The 14,856-nt window shown below is 47.5% G+C and carries 12 protein-coding genes; 4 read left to right on the top strand and 8 right to left on the bottom strand.

Annotated elements, in window-relative coordinates:
- Positions 1-549: 549 nt before the first annotated feature.
- From AS151_RS19530 to rppA, 8 genes are all read right to left on the bottom strand, one after another.
- A complete protein-coding gene (locus AS151_RS19530) occupies positions 550-2,145 on the bottom strand; it encodes a B12-binding domain-containing radical SAM protein (RefSeq protein WP_071518744.1) in 1,596 nt (531 codons plus the stop codon).
- Between the two features lie 300 nt (positions 2,146-2,445).
- Complete coding sequence (locus tag AS151_RS19525) at positions 2,446-3,468, bottom strand: NAD(P)-dependent oxidoreductase (RefSeq protein ID WP_071518743.1); 1,023 nt, start codon at positions 3,466-3,468, stop codon at positions 2,446-2,448.
- Between the two features lie 125 nt (positions 3,469-3,593).
- Entirely contained in the window at positions 3,594-4,649 is a 1,056-nt protein-coding gene (gene hemE, locus AS151_RS19520; protein ID WP_071518742.1) for a uroporphyrinogen decarboxylase, read from the bottom strand.
- A gap of 203 nt (positions 4,650-4,852) precedes the next feature.
- Entirely contained in the window at positions 4,853-5,236 is a 384-nt protein-coding gene (locus AS151_RS19515) for a DNA-binding protein (RefSeq protein ID WP_071518741.1), read from the bottom strand.
- A gap of 133 nt (positions 5,237-5,369) precedes the next feature.
- Positions 5,370-6,305 carry a hypothetical protein gene (locus tag AS151_RS19510; protein ID WP_139240798.1) on the bottom strand — a complete coding sequence of 312 codons (936 nt, stop codon included), beginning with the start codon at positions 6,303-6,305 and terminating at the stop codon, positions 5,370-5,372.
- A 74-nt stretch (positions 6,306-6,379) separates the two neighbouring features.
- Positions 6,380-6,679: a hypothetical protein gene (locus tag AS151_RS19505; protein WP_071518739.1), complete on the bottom strand. Its 300-nt coding sequence runs from the start codon at positions 6,677-6,679 to the stop codon at positions 6,380-6,382.
- 95 nt (positions 6,680-6,774) lie between these two features.
- Complete coding sequence (locus AS151_RS19500) at positions 6,775-8,220, bottom strand: ATP-binding protein (RefSeq protein ID WP_071518738.1); 1,446 nt, start codon at positions 8,218-8,220, stop codon at positions 6,775-6,777.
- Between the two features lie 33 nt (positions 8,221-8,253).
- A complete protein-coding gene (gene rppA / locus AS151_RS19495; RefSeq protein WP_071518737.1) occupies positions 8,254-8,931 on the bottom strand; it encodes a two-component system response regulator RppA in 678 nt (225 codons plus the stop codon).
- Positions 8,932-9,084: 153 nt separating this feature from the next.
- Between rppA and AS151_RS19490 the strand changes: the two genes are divergently transcribed.
- The 4 genes from AS151_RS19490 (at position 9,085) to AS151_RS19475 (ending at position 14,590) form a co-directional block, all read left to right on the top strand.
- The gene (locus tag AS151_RS19490) at positions 9,085-10,278 is read left to right on the top strand and encodes a virulence factor (RefSeq protein ID WP_071518736.1); all 1,194 of its coding nucleotides are present in this window, start codon (positions 9,085-9,087) and stop codon (positions 10,276-10,278) included.
- A 351-nt stretch (positions 10,279-10,629) separates the two neighbouring features.
- Complete coding sequence (locus AS151_RS19485; protein WP_071518735.1) at positions 10,630-10,872, top strand: hypothetical protein; 243 nt, start codon at positions 10,630-10,632, stop codon at positions 10,870-10,872.
- Positions 10,873-11,115: 243 nt separating this feature from the next.
- Entirely contained in the window at positions 11,116-12,645 is a 1,530-nt protein-coding gene (locus tag AS151_RS19480; protein ID WP_084639791.1) for an NACHT domain-containing protein, read from the top strand.
- A gap of 631 nt (positions 12,646-13,276) precedes the next feature.
- Positions 13,277-14,590 carry a WD40 repeat domain-containing protein gene (locus tag AS151_RS19475; RefSeq protein ID WP_170861461.1) on the top strand — a complete coding sequence of 438 codons (1,314 nt, stop codon included), beginning with the start codon at positions 13,277-13,279 and terminating at the stop codon, positions 14,588-14,590.
- Positions 14,591-14,856: the final 266 nt, after the last annotated feature.

Raw genomic sequence — 14,856 nt, 5'->3', positions numbered from 1 at the left:
CGGGGATGGACTAGCATAGCTAATCCATCTAGGCACACCCAATGAAGCGAGAATCTCACGAATTCTATTCGTGAGAGTGTCAACAACTTCGGGACGCTTGGTAGGCTCAAATTGCAATTTGTCATTGTTCGTGATTGAATAGAATAGGGCATTAAAGTTGCCCAACATGGAAAACCGCGACCGTTCCATTATCGGGGCGGTTGGTTCAATCCAGTTGGCAACCATCCCGCCGGATGCGTTAACGATATCGATATCTTGGGAATTTTTTCCTGAGACGAACAAACATCCCGATTTTTTTCGTATCAAGTTAGCAAAACGGATCGGTAAATCAAAATGGATTTAATTTTATCTTCTGGTTCTCTTGTTTATGCTGGTATGCTAGCAGGTTGTTTCGTGCTAGCTGTCGTATTAATGTTTCTCCTGCGTGCTGTCAAGCTCATTTAAGCTCGTTTTTAGCTCTTAGAAGCTAAGAAATAGGGAGCTACTGGGATAGGCTTTGTTTGTTTCTATCCCAAAAATGCTCCCTCATATTTACAATATTGGCTGGTTTTACTGAACCAACGCTTTGTTTTGTTCGTCCGTTTCGGCTTCGGTGGTGGTTTCTTCAGACTCAGCTTTGAGTTTTAAGAACTCTTCCAGTTGCGCTTCGATTTGTTCGCGTACCAACTCTCGGTATTCCCCGAAATGTTCGTAGAGGGCGCAAATCGACAGATAGTGTTGCCAAAGCCGGGGCTTGTGGCGCATAATATTGAACAGATAAATCCAGAACTTCCAGCGGGTCTTGCGCAGAACCCCTTGACGCCACAGAACCAAAAGCAATGCCCGGATGCTAGTCCAGTTGGGTTGGCGCAAAGGACTCTTGTGTTTGGGTTGTGCCAGCGTCATGTAGTGGCGATAGGTCCGGTCTAGATAGCGTTCGGGTTTGTACAGTTCCCAGAAAGCTTGGATGTACTCTCGGGCAATGTCTTCCACCGGTCGTGTGGGAACAAAGTTCATCAACGTGGTTTGGTTGCCATTTCCTCGCTCGTCTAACAGGCGACCTTCTTGTTTCAAGCGATTCCACAAAGCCGTGTTAGGCAGGGCTTGCAACATGCTAAACATGGCCATGGGAATGGCGGTTTTCTCTACAAAACGAATAATACGATCGCCCGCGCCTGCTTTTTCGCCGTCGAAACCAATAATAAAGCCGGCAGTAACCCGCAAGCCGCTACGGGCAATTTTCTCTACCGACTCGGAGAGGGGATCGCGGGTATTTTGAAACTTCTTGGTGACCTTGAGGCTGTCTTCGTCTGGGGTTTCGATGCCGAGGAAGACCGCATTGAAGTTAGCCTCCAGCATCATATCCATCAGTTCTTGGTCTTGGGCTAGGTCCACCGAAGCTTCCGTGTTTAAGAAAAAGGGATGACCGCGATCGCGCATCCAATCCCGCAAAGCCGGCAGCAACCGTTTCACATTGCGTTTGTTGCCGATAAAGTTATCGTCTACCAAGAAAACGCTGCGCCGCCAGCCCAACTCGTACAGACGATCCAATTCCGCCAGCAACTGTTCCGGGGTCTTGGTACGGGGTTTGCGACCGTATAGAACAATAATATCGCAAAACTCGCATTGGAAAGGACATCCCCGGGAAAATTGCACCGACATATTGTCGTAGGCATCTTTTTCTAGCAAATCGAAGCGGGGAATGGGGGTTTGGGTAACGTCGGGTTTTTCATCGGCGCGGAATACCCCCTCGGTTTCGCCTCGTTCCAGGGCTTCCACAAACATGGGCAGGGTAATTTCCCCTTCGTCTAAAATTAAATAATCAGCGCCCATGGACTTAACCGTTTCCGGAACCGCTGTGGGATAAGGACCGCCCAAAGCCACCTTTTTGCCCCGTTGTTTGGCAGCTTGGATTTGAGTTTGCAGGTCATCTTGTTGGACAATCATGGCGGAAAACATGACCAAATCCGCCCATTCCCATTCCTCTTCTGTTACCGATCGCACATTACGATCGACCAGTTTGTATTCCCAGGTTTGGGGTAAAATAGCGGCAACGGTAATCAATCCCAACGGCGGCAGCAAAGCTTTGCGTTCCACCAAAGCCAGTGCCTTTTCAAAGGACCAAAAACTTTTGGGAAACTGGGGATATACTAATAAAACGCGCATACCAAAATGCCTTTACTTGAATCGTTTCAAAGAGTTGAGGGGTAGCAGAACCATCCCTCGATGGCAACAGATGCTAACAAGGATCCATTTTTGCGAAACTGCCCATTTGCGGACAGCTATTGTCAATGAAGCGATCGCAATTGACAATAGGCGATCGCTACTTCGCTAGCAAGTTGAAATTGAGTCAAGCTTAACGCAGATGCTGGCAAGCAGGCTAGAGAATTTGGATTTTTTTTGCCAAATTTTATGTATTTTTAGACGTTTCCATATAGGAAATTCAATTCTATAATTTCCATCAATTTATCTAGGCGTTTCCTTTCCCTGTATTTGCGTAGTTTGGGCATCACCATCGAGGGAAACATTTGGCTGGGCAGTACTCAGCTGCAGAACATCGGCAAAGGTACTGCATGTTTCTGGCAAACCGAAGGTAGCGGGATGTACGGGATTTTCGTAGGTAAAATGGCGGTTGTACATGCAAAATCGGTCCCAGGGAGAGAGTTCAATTTTGACCCCCACCCATCGCAACGTAGAAATCAGAAAATTCGCCAACTGCGTAGTTAGGGGAATGCGGAAATAGATTCTTTTGCCAAAATACCGGCAAGTTTCTTCCACAGCTTGGTTGAGGGTAATCGGCAAACTCCCCAATACCATATAAGAAGAGGTTGCTGCTGGTTTGTTCCCTTGCAACAGATAGCTAACAATCGTCGCAATATCTTGGGCGTGGATAAAATGAAAGCTGCTATCGGCGCGAAAGAAGCGAATCAAAGAAATCCAGCGGGTAATTTCGGGAAAACCACGGGAAAGGTGGGAGTAAGGATGGTTTTCGTCACCGCCGAGAACCAACGTGGGAAACAAAACTTGAATGCGAGGCGCGATCGCGAGTTGCGATAAATGTTGCAAGCAAGTATATTTAGAACGAATGTATTCTGTCCCATACTCTCCTGCCGCTTTCAAAGGTTGGTGGTGATGGTCCAAAACGCTGGCAGTGGAAAAATAAATGACTTGCTGGCAAACTTGCGGGTCTAACAGTTCCAGCAATCGCATGGTTTTCACCACATTGATATCGTAAGTTTCGCGAACCCCTCCCCACACGGTTGCCACCAAAACCGCCACATCAACCGTTGCCAGTACATCAGAAAAGCGATCGATATTCCGTAAATCGCCCTGCAAAAGGCTAATTCGAGAATTATTTTGCCAAGAAAATTGCAGTTTGTCGGGATTGCGAACCAATAAGTACAGGTGAAAGTCGCTCTCGCGTAAGAGCGTTTGTACAATATAGTGACCGATACAGCCACTGGCACCTGTGATGAAGACGGTTTTCATGGTAGATTCGTTGGTCTGGGATGGGGAGATTGTGAAGAGGGGGAGGAGGGGGAGGAGGGGGAGGAGGGGGAGGAGATAAGGGATTATGCTTCTCCCACACTCGGTATGTTCATATTCTACAGCAACTACCAACCCAACAATTGGTCGGCTTGCTTGGCGGTTTCAAAGAAAAAGGCGACGTTTTCCTCTGGCGTGGGGGGTAAAACGCCGTGACCCAAGTTGAGGATGTGACCGTTTTTGCCGGCTTTGCGGATGGTTTCCAACATGCGATCGCGAATGGTATCCTGGGTGCCAAACAACACGCAAGGATCGATGTTGCCTTGTACGGTCATATTTCCCAATCGCTGTCTGGCTTCTGCCATATCCACAGTCCAATCCAAACTGATAATATCCACGCCGGTTTTGGCCATGCGTTCTAGCAAGCCAGCGCTGTTGTTAATATAAAGAATTAAGGGGGTGTCGGGGTGGGTGGCTTTGACTTGTTGGACGACCCGTTGCTGGTAGGGAAGGGCAAAGGTTTCGTAGTCTTGTGGACTTAGCTGACCTGCCCAAGAGTCGAACAGTTGCACCATTTGGGCACCAGAGTCAATTTGATAGCGAACGTAAATCGCGATCGCATCGGCAAGTTTGCCCAAAAACTTGTGCAAAACATCTGGTTCGCTAAAAGCCATACTTTTAATGGTACGATAATCTTTAGACGTTTTGCCTTCAATGGCATAGGCAGCCAGGGTCCAAGGAGCACCCACAAAGCCTAAAACCGCCGCGCGATCGCTAACTTCCTGACGTAGCGTTTTCAGAATTTTCCCCACAAACGGCAACGAAGCTTCTGGATCCAGTTCGTGGAGGTTCTGGATTTGTTCTTGCGTGCGAATGGGGGGGTCGATGACCGGTCCTTTGTTTTCTACAATATCAAAAGAAATACCAACACCAGGTAGCGGCGTTAGAATATCGGAAAATAAAATTACGCCATCCGGATGAAAAGCATGAAACGGCTGCAAGGAGATTTCCACCGCCAAATCTACGTTTTCCGAACGTTCGCGAAACGATGGATATTTCTGACGCAATTCCCGATAGCTTTTCATATACCGCCCTGCCTGACGCATCATCCACACGGGAGGACGGCTGAGTGTCTCGCCACGCGCCGCTCTGAGCAAATAAGGAGTTTGATTTGACCCTGCCATAAATCGGCTTCCCTTAATGACTTGTTAAACGCCTCTTTGAGCTTATCAGAAATTGGTGCCGAAACTGCCACATTCTTAAGATACGCATCTCGAAAATTTATGAAGACCCCTGGCTCATGGTACAATCCGCCCGAAAATCTCCTTTGAATGAAAACAACGGCAGCCAGAGGTCTTTTTCTGATGTTTTTCGATGTTAAAAAATATCAATCGCGATCGCGTCTGTGCGGTCCGCCAGCCCAAGGAGGAGGACCAGCTTCATCGCGAATGCGAATTATCTCACCATCTTCCCGCGTAATGCGAAACGCATCAAAGTCATAATCATCATATTCGCCAGTAACCGTCACTTGTTCCCCTTCCTGCAAATCAAGTTGGTGGTACCAAGTTGGTCCCGCATCAACAATAATTTCACCAGTTTCATCTTCTAAAATAAATTCGTTACCGACAACACTGCGAATTGTACCTTCAATGGCAATCCCAGAATATCTTTGCAATTCTCCAATGGGAATTTGTGCTTGCAAGCGTTGGTTTGGAATAAAGAAAGTTAAGAAAAAAGAAGTAGTTGCTACAACAAAAGTAGGCTTAAGCATTGCTTTTATCTATTTGAACGGCATTTGTACATCTATTTTGATGAATTCCTGCAAACATCCTGCAAGAAATTGTAGCATTTGTAGGGGCGCTTCGCGTTGCACCCCTCACGCGTTGCGCCCTGAGTCGAATCTTTTATTTCCAAGCGCCAGCCCAAGGCGGCGGACCTGCTTCGTCGCGAATAGAGATTACCTCACCGTTGCTGCGGGTAATGCGAAATGCATCAAAATCTTCATCATCGTATTCCCCAGATACCGTGACTTGCTCTCCCGCAAGTAAATTGAGCGGCTGGTACCAAGACGGTCCGCCATCCACAAAAACAGGTCCGTTCTCACTATTTAAAAGGAATTCATTGCCTGCAACTGCTTGGATGGTACCCGAAATACTGCCATAACTTTCCGCAACAGGATATTCGTACCAATCATCCCAATCATCTTCATATTCATATCCGTAATCCTCTTCTATGGGATTATTAACGACAAGAGAACCGTCAGGGCGAGTAATACGATAGGCATCGAAATCCTCATCATCCATTTCTCCCACCATGGTTACTGTTTCGCCAGGAGTCACGGGAACTGGCATGTCTCCTTCTGGAGAAGCATCCACCAGCATCATTCCTCCGTCGCTTTGAAACAGAAAGCTATCCGGTTCGGTTTGCGCCACCACAGTTCCCGTTACCGTAGCCATCATCTCACCCGTAATTGGATCGATAGCCGCTTCGCCAGGCATTGGGGTTGCGGGAGTTTGAGGGGTTGCCGGTGGAACAGTCGGCGTTGGCGTTACTGCTGGGTTTCCTAAAACTGGCGAACCATCAGCGCGGGTAATGAAGTTCGTATCGATTTCGTTGCCTTCCCACTCCATGGCGCGGAGGTTAATGGCTTCGCCTGGCACCAAGCCAAGTTGGAAAGCATCTACACCTGCAGGATCGACAATCAACTGACCGCCGGTGGAAGGTTGGAAGAGAAAATCGTCGCCGCCGTCGATGAGGTTGCCAACAATGCCGGAAACCATCGCGCCTGGTTGGCTGCTAGCGGTAGGTTGCGAGAATGAGAGTTGCGGGTCGAAATCCATTTGGAAGAAATCTCCTTGAATATCTTTGTTTTCAACTGTAAAAGGGTAATGTGACTGAAAAATGACGTTTGGATTTAATTGCAAATTTTTTCGTCATTGCTGTTGGTGATGGAAAAAGCATCAAATTCGCCGTCGTCAAATTCTCCCGTTACGGTTACTTCGTCGCCGGCATCGATATAGCTGGCTGTGAAATCGCCGCAAACATCCCAACTATCGACGGTTAAAGCGCGATCGCTGGTTTGCAAACGAAAACCATCTTCCCAGACCCTTTCCACCGTTCCCGTATAAGTCCGATTAGCGGCATGAGCTGTGGCAAATGCACTTAAAACCAGAACACTACCTACAATAGCTGAAACAAAACGAAATCCTATCACGGAAAATCCTCCTATTTGTTGGTTTATCTATTTTGAAAATAAACAGAGAAAGGGACAAAAAAATGACAGAAACAATGTTTGGCAAAATTTCTGCTTCAATTGCTCGCTAAAGGCAGAGAAATATAGAATGTAGACCCTTCCCCCACCTGGCTGGTGACGCCAATATCTCCCCCATGAACTTGCACAATTTGCTGGGCAATTGCCAATCCCAAACCAAAACCACCGGATTTTTGCGAACGTTGGGAATCCGCGCGATAAAACCGTTCAAATAAGTGCGGCAGTGATGCGGCGGGAATGCCACAGCCAGTATCGGTAACGCGAACAATGGCTTGCCCGTCAGTGACAGCCAGGCGTATTTCTACTTTGCCTCCGGAAGGGGTATAGTGAAAGGCATTTTTTAATAAATTCGCGATCGCTTGTTGCAGCAAATCCCCATCCGCTGCCACCCATACCGCCTCCTCAGGCAATTGTGCAGTAAATTCCAAAGAGCGAGCTTTTGCTTGAGAGACCCAATCCTCAAGCAAGTTTTCAAGTACAGCTTTTAAATCAATCTGACGTATCTTTTCCGGTGCCAGCAATCCTTCATGCCGCGCCAAAAACAATAAATCCCCCACCAAATTGCTCATTTGTTTTGCGGTCGAGATAATTTTTCCCACCCGTTTTTGCAAGCTAGGCACTGGTTCGTCTAGGTCTTGTACATCCATCAAAGCCACCTGAGCGTTGCTTAATACCGTTGCTAAGGGCGTACGCAGTTCGTGGGAAGCATTGGCAGTAAAGCGATCGAGTTGTTCGCAAACCAGTTGCAAGCGCCGATTGCTCTCGCGCAAATTGGTTTCCCGGTTAGCAAGTTCTTGTTCTAATTGGAAAAATAAATATACAGCCAACAAAGCACCCGCCGTGCCCACAGCAGCAGAAACACACAAAACAATCCAAGTAATTCTACGGTACAAATCGCGATGTTTCTGGCGTTGGATGAGCAAGTCTTCCTCCGTCTGGGCAAAGCGTTCGATCGCCAAACGAGTGGCATCCATAGTGGCTTTGCCTTCTTCCAACCATTCGTACAAGGAAGCAGCGGGAACCAATACGTTGGGGTCTTCGTCGATCCTTTTGAGTTCTTTTTGTAGGGCTAATTTATGTTCGAGGATGGTTAAATTTTCGTTGACCAACTGGCGGAGAGTCTGGATTTTTTGGGTTTGTTGGGGGTTATCTTGTACTAAGTTTTCCAGGCGGTTTAAGGATATGGGGATAACAGCTTTTGCTCGTTCGTAGGGTTCCAAAAAGCGATCGCGCTGGGTCAAACCGTACCCGCGTACGCCAGTTTCCGCATCAATCAAAGCATTGAGCAGGCGTTTGGTTTCCAGACGAACGTTTAAAGTATGCTGCACCCAAGTTTCGTCTTCGATGAGACTGGCTTTCAACCAAGCAAAGGTAGAAACTGTTACGGAAAAACAAATCACCGGAATCGCTAAAATAACCGTTCCCCGAACGCGAATGGGTAACTTTTGCCAGCTTTGGTGGAAATAGGCAAACAGAAAGAGCATCTTGGCAAACCAGTTCAACAATTTTCTTTCATTTTATTCAGAGGGTGGTCTCAAACAATATCCCATCCCGTAAACCGTTTCGATCCAATCTTCCACTTGCAGTTCCCGCAAACGCTGGCGCAATCGTCGGATGCGAGTGGTGACCGCATTGCTTTCCGGTTCTTCCCCCCATTCCCACAAAGCTTGTTCGATTTGATTGTGGGTGAGAACTTGCCGGGGATGGCGCATCATATATTCCAAAAGTTGAAAGTCCCGACTTTTGAGTTTTAAGCTTTGCTGCTGGTATGCCACCTGCATGGTGTTGAGATGTAAGGATAAACCGCTCACGCACAATGTATCGCCGCGCCACAAGGGCGATCGCCTGCCCAAAGCTCTCACCCGGGCAAGCAACTCTTCCAGATCCACCGGTTTCACCAAATAATCATCCGCGCCGATATCCAAACCTTTGACCTTATCTGCCGTGGTATCTTTGGCTGTTAGGATAAGCACAGGTGCAGTTTTACCAGCTTTTCGATAATCCCGACAAAGAAAAATGCCATCTTCATCGGGAAGCATCCAATCGATAATAAGCATATCGTATTCTTTTTCTCCCAGCAACCACCGCGCCGTCGCCCCGTCTTCAACAGCATCGACAATATGCCCCGACCGGCTTAAAGCAGCGTGCAGGGGTTCGAGTTGTTCCGGATCGTCTTCAACAAGCAAAATCCGCATGGTGGGCTATCGATTGTGCGAGGTTGAACTATCTATGTTCTAGGTTACCCAGCGATCGTGACTAAAAAATGACAATTGCCAACAAGAGCCATGGTTCCCAGTTGGTTACAATTATAAAAAGCGCATGTAGAAGCCATAAAAACGAGGGTTTTCATGAAACTGCGATCGATCGAAACCACACCCAGTCCCAATTGTATGAAGCTCAATCTTGACGAGCAATTGGCATCCAAATCCATTACCCTCTCCCCAGGTGACGATACCAGCAACGTACCCGAACCCATTGGTCAGTTACTCGATATCGATGGCGTGCGATCGCTGTTTCTGATTCAAGATTTTATCACCCTAACGCGAGAAGGCAGTGCCGATTGGGAATCCATTCTGGCGGCTGCTGGTAACATACTTGGGGTGGCTGAAGGGTCGGAAGATGTTTTGAGTTCTTCGTCGAACCAGGAAACCTCCCAAGAAACACCATCCCAAGGGCAACCCAAGGAAAATTTGGGACAGGTAGAAGTTGCCATCCAGATATTTCGCGATATTCCCATACAAGTGCGGGCAAACGGCAGCGACGGCGAAGAAGCCAGGGCAGCGTTACCGGACCGGTTTTCGCAAGCCTTGCAACGGGCAGTTACCGAAACTGGGGCTGATTATGTCATGGAACGGTATTGGAAGCCGTATATGGTGGACTTTGGCGACCCGCAAGAAGTGGCGCAATCCACTGCCGATGAGGTTGCCAGCTTGATTGACGATGAAGAATTACGTCAAATCGAACAAAGAGCGATCGCGCCTGATGCAAACAACGCCCAAACCACAGCTAGCTTGCCCCAGTCAGCCTTATTGGAAGAACTGAAACATCCCAACTGGAAGCGGCGGCTGAAGGCACTGCAACAACTGGAAGCCAACGAAGAGACTTTTAGTGCGATCGCAGCAGCTTTAACCGACGAACGGTCCACCATCCGCCGTTGGTCAGCCGCCATTCTGGGTGCCAGCGAAAGTGCCGATGCCCTAGAACCCCTTGCACGCGCCGTTCTTTCCGACAAATCCCCGGTGGTGCGGCGTACGGCTGGCGATGCCCTCAGCGACCTCGCCAATCCCAAAGCCATTCCCACCATGTGTCAAGCCCTCCAGGATAGTTCCAAACTGGTACGCTGGCGGGCTGCCCGTTTCCTCAACGAAATCGGCGACGAAAGCGCCCTAGATACCCTACGTCAAACCGCCGAAACCGAACCAGAGTTTGACGTACGAGTAGAAATCAACGCCGCCATCGAACGTATTGAAGGTGGTGGCGACAAGCAAATGCCCATGTGGATGCGTCTGGCAGGTGTGGACAGCAGCGAGAGTCAGAGCTAAAACCAATATTATCAGAACATCGCGTAGGGGCAAGCCCGGTATGCTTGCCCAATTTCTCACTACGAACGTTCGTGGTTTCTATCGAACAGTCAACAGTTCCAGAATACGCTACCTCTAAAATCAAATTAGCTTCGCAAAGTAGGGTGGGCAATGCCCACCCTACAATCAAATCAGCTGATTCTCCGGGTTGGGCAGGAAACTTTTCAAAACTCAAAAAATAAAGAACATGAACAACTATAATATCTACCACAAAATAAGCCGTAGGGGCGATCGCGATCGACCCTACCAAACTACCCCTAAAATCAAATTAGCTTCGCAAAGTAGGGTGGGCAGGGCACACCCTACAATCTGGTGCGATCGCTATTTTTCATTAGCGATCGCTATCGGTTCGTTCGCAACTTACTGCGGAAACATTTGGTGACCTATCCCACCGTTCGCCTTTCCAATTCTCGAAAAGAATCTACCAAAAATGCGATTTTCCTTTGGTGCGATCGCGTTTTAAACATTACCAGCGCGATCGCAATCTTCGTTTCCGTCTATGTTTTTGCTAACTTTACATTTTTATTCAAACAGTTAAGCTTGCCAATTCCCTAAGAATATCCACCAACAGCAACACTTGAATTTGCCGCGATCGCTGTTTCTGGGGAGTAAGGGAGCAATGCCAGCTTATTCGTGGCACCATCGTTGGTTCTAACTTCAAATGGAGTTGTCCAAAAACTTCCAAAACCACCAAAATCGCGATCGAACGGAAAATTCCTCAACTGTAGAAAATCTCCAAATTCCTGTTCCTGTGATAAACTACGGGTAGATTTTTGTGTCGTTGCCCTTATTCATTTCATGTCTGAGTTCGGGAACTGGCTTGGCCTGCTTGAGAAAGCTTACCAACTTTTAAAAAAGCTGGAACAGGAATCCAAGTATCTCATTGCGTGGTTCATGGTTGTCGTGGCTTTTGCCGTGATTCTTCACGTTAAGCCAGAGATAATGGAGCAGTGGGAGAAAGAGATTTCCTACCTGGCACTAGGTTTGCTGGGGATATTTTCGTTCAATCTGCTTTGGGTAAAAATCCAGCGTCGGCGAAACAGGTCAAAGGTTCCCGGCGACCCGCGAGAGCGATTGATTGAAGCGGTACGAGTGCAAGTTGCCCAACGGCTGCAAGATTCGCTACAAACAGCCGACCCTATCCCTCTAACAATACCAGATCGACACCAGGCAGTGGGAAGACCGGAACCTGTAGAGGTACCGCAAGAAACTTCGCAAAATTCTCAAAATTGGATCCGAATGCCATGGAAATTGTTAACGTTTGGTCAGTCGCCATCGGAAGAAAACCTGGACCCGCAAAGCAAAATTATCGATATTTTCCAGCGAGAGGATATTAACGGTAAATTGCTGATTTTGGGCAATCCTGGTGCCGGTAAAACCACCACTCTGCTGGAACTGGCGCGGGATTTAATAACACAAGCAAATTCTACACAGCCGTTTATTCCAGTATTGCTGGAACTGACCAATTGGACGAATGACAGGCAATCGATTGAGGAATGGTTGGTTGCGGAATTGAAAGACCGTTACAAAGTGCCTCGCAAGCAAACGCAGGAGTGGTTGCAAAAACAGTTGTTGCTGCCGATGTTGGATGGGTTGGATGAGTTGGGTCTCGAACGGCAGCGAACTTGCATCCAGCGAATCAACCAGTTTGTGCAAAATAGCAGCTATCCCCATCTAGTGGTTTGCTGTCGTTCTGATGAATACGAACAGGGGGAGGCGAAACTGGCAGCATTGAACGGGGCAGTATGCTTGCAACCCTTGAACGACAGTCAGATTCAACAATACCTGCGTCAAGTAGGACGAACGTCTTTGTGGCGGGAAATCAAGCAGGATGAAACGTTGAAAGAGCTAGCCACAACGCCACTGCTGTTGTATTTTATTGCTGCTGCTTACCCGCAACAATCCCCCCATCTAACATCGGAGTCGGAATCGCCGCCGGAACGCCGTCAGGCATATTTACAGCAAATTTTCCAGACATACATCGACCGGCAGCTTCGGAAACCTTTGCAGAGTCAGTGGTATCGCCCGGGGAAAGAACCGAGTCCAGAGCAAACCAAGCGATGGCTGTCGTTTTTGGCGAAACGATTGCGAGAAGAGCAGAAAACGGAATTTTTGATAGAAAAAATGCAGCCCAGTTGGTTGGGAAATGGAGTAAAACGGCGCATTTATTCTAAATTTGTCGGGCTAATTTACGGGCTAATTTACGGGCTAATTGGAGGGCTAATTGGAGGGCTAATTTACGGGCTAATTTTCGGGCTAATTGGAGGGCTAATTGGAGGGCTAATTGGAGGGCTAATTTACGGGCTAATTTACCGGCTAATTTTCTAAGTTCAAAAATTGAACCTATAGAAACGTTAGGTTGGTCATCAACTAAAAAATTTAAAAATAATCTAATTTACGGGCTAATTTTCGGGCTAATTTACGGGCTAATTTACTGGCTAATTGGAGGGCTAATTTACTGGCTAATTGGAGGGCTAATTTACTGGCTAATTGGAGGGCTAATTTTCGGGCTAATTGGAGGGCTAATTTTCGGGCTAATTGGAGGGCTAATTTTCGGGCTAATTGAAGGGTAAGTTCAAAAATTGAACCTATAGAAACGTTAGGTTGGTCATCAACTAAAAAATTTAAAAATAATCTAATTTACGGGCTAATTTACGGGCTAATTTACGGGATAATTGGAGGGCTAATTTACGGGCTAATTTACTGGCTAATTGGAGGGCTAATTTTCGGGCTAATTTTCGGGCTAATTTTCGGGCTAATTGTCGGGCTAATTGTCGGGCTAAGCGGTCCCGATATGCAAATGCGCGATCGCCCCAATCAAGGGATTTGGAATTCCCTACAAAATTCCCTGGTTCTTAGCGGCCTTATCTTTCCTTTCAACGTGTTGTTATTTATCTTACTGCGATGGGCAACAGAACCAACTGTGGAGCCACTTGATGCTTTCATTCTTGCAATATCAATGGCATTTTTGTTCGGAGTTTTTAGTGGTGGCGGACTTGCAGGAATACAACACGTTATTCTACGCTTTCTGTTGCAGATAAATGGTGACATTCCCTGGAATTACGAGCGGTTTCTCGGTTATGCCAACGAACGCAAACTCGTCCAACAAATTGGCGGTCGCTATCGGTTCGTTCACGATTTGCTGCGAGAACATTTTGCCGGCGAGTCCCCGGTACGCCTCACCCACACAATTACCAGACATGCAGACCAAGTTCGTTCGATCGATCTCAGTCCGGATGGTCGTTGGCTGGTCAGTGGCAGTCGCGACAAAACGGCGAAGCTGTGGTCCTTTGCTACAGGAGAGTTGCAAAAAACGCTTGCAGACCATATTGATGAGGTCAACTGCGTTGCTTTTGCAGCAGATGGCACAACGTTTGCCACTAGTAGCAGCGATCGCACGGTCAAAGTTTACCAATTAAAAACCACTGCCAACGGTAAAGTAGGGCGAGTTTCTCTACAATTGACCTTGGAAGGACATTCCGACGAAGTGTGGTCGCTTGCTATCAGTCCCGACAACAGAACCCTCGCCAGTGGCAGCCGCGATGGAACGGTCAAAATCTGGAATTTGGCAAATGGGCGATTGGAACACACACTGATAGGACATTCCCAAGGAGTTTGGTCGCTGGCATTTCATCCCGACGGTCACATGCTTGCCAGTGGTAGCCGCGATCGCACGATTCGTTTGTGGAATTCAAATACAGGAAATTTACAACGCATATTGCCGAAAAATCCAGTACGGAGAGTTATTAGGCAACTACCATACCGTTTTTCATGGTTTTCTGGAAGGAGTTTCTCGCTTCACTTTTCGCCCGATGGGCAAACTCTCATCAGCAGCAGTGCTGACGAGGCAATTGAGTTTTGGGAGATTCCTACAGGAAAATGGCAGAAAACTGCTACCGTACATTCTAGATGTGCAGCTCCCATTGCCATTAACTGGGATAAAAAACTGCTTGTTGCTGTAGGAGGCAACGATCGCGTTCTTCTATACGATCTCCCGGCGATGAATTTTCTCGGTAGCTTCTACGAACCTCTTGATAACCTAAGCGAGAAAGCTCTGACACCAGATGGCAACTATTTTGTAAATGCGTGCAACGACGGAACCATCAAAGTTCGGCAACTGTTACCTGCTTTGTGGCAAGCTACCGAGTCTACCAATTCTGCCAAATTCCTCTGGCTCGATCGCTTTTTAAACGTTCTCATCACCATCTTGACGTTAATTTGCGTTATCGTTCACATTGTCCTGTATGTACTACGGTATTCTCTAATTTCATGACCAACCTGCCCAACCAACGCCCTTTGCCTAGCACAAAATAAGCCGTAGGGGCGATCGCGATCGGCCCTACCAAACTACCCCTAAAATCAAATTAGCTTCGCGAAGTAGGGTGTGCCCTGCCCACCCTACAATCTGGTGCGATCGCTTTTTAAACGTTCTCATCACTATCTTGACGTTAATTTGCGTTATCGTTTTTGCCTACCACAAAATAAGCCGTAGGGGCGATCGCGAACGACCCTACCAAACTACCTCTAAAATCAAATTAG

It is taken from the genome of Geitlerinema sp. PCC 9228, from assembly GCF_001870905.1.
GTDB lineage: Bacteria > Cyanobacteriota > Cyanobacteriia > Cyanobacteriales > PCC-9228 > PCC-9228.
The sequence above is the reverse complement of the archived record's forward strand: the minus strand, read 5'-3'. Positions and strand labels throughout refer to the sequence as shown.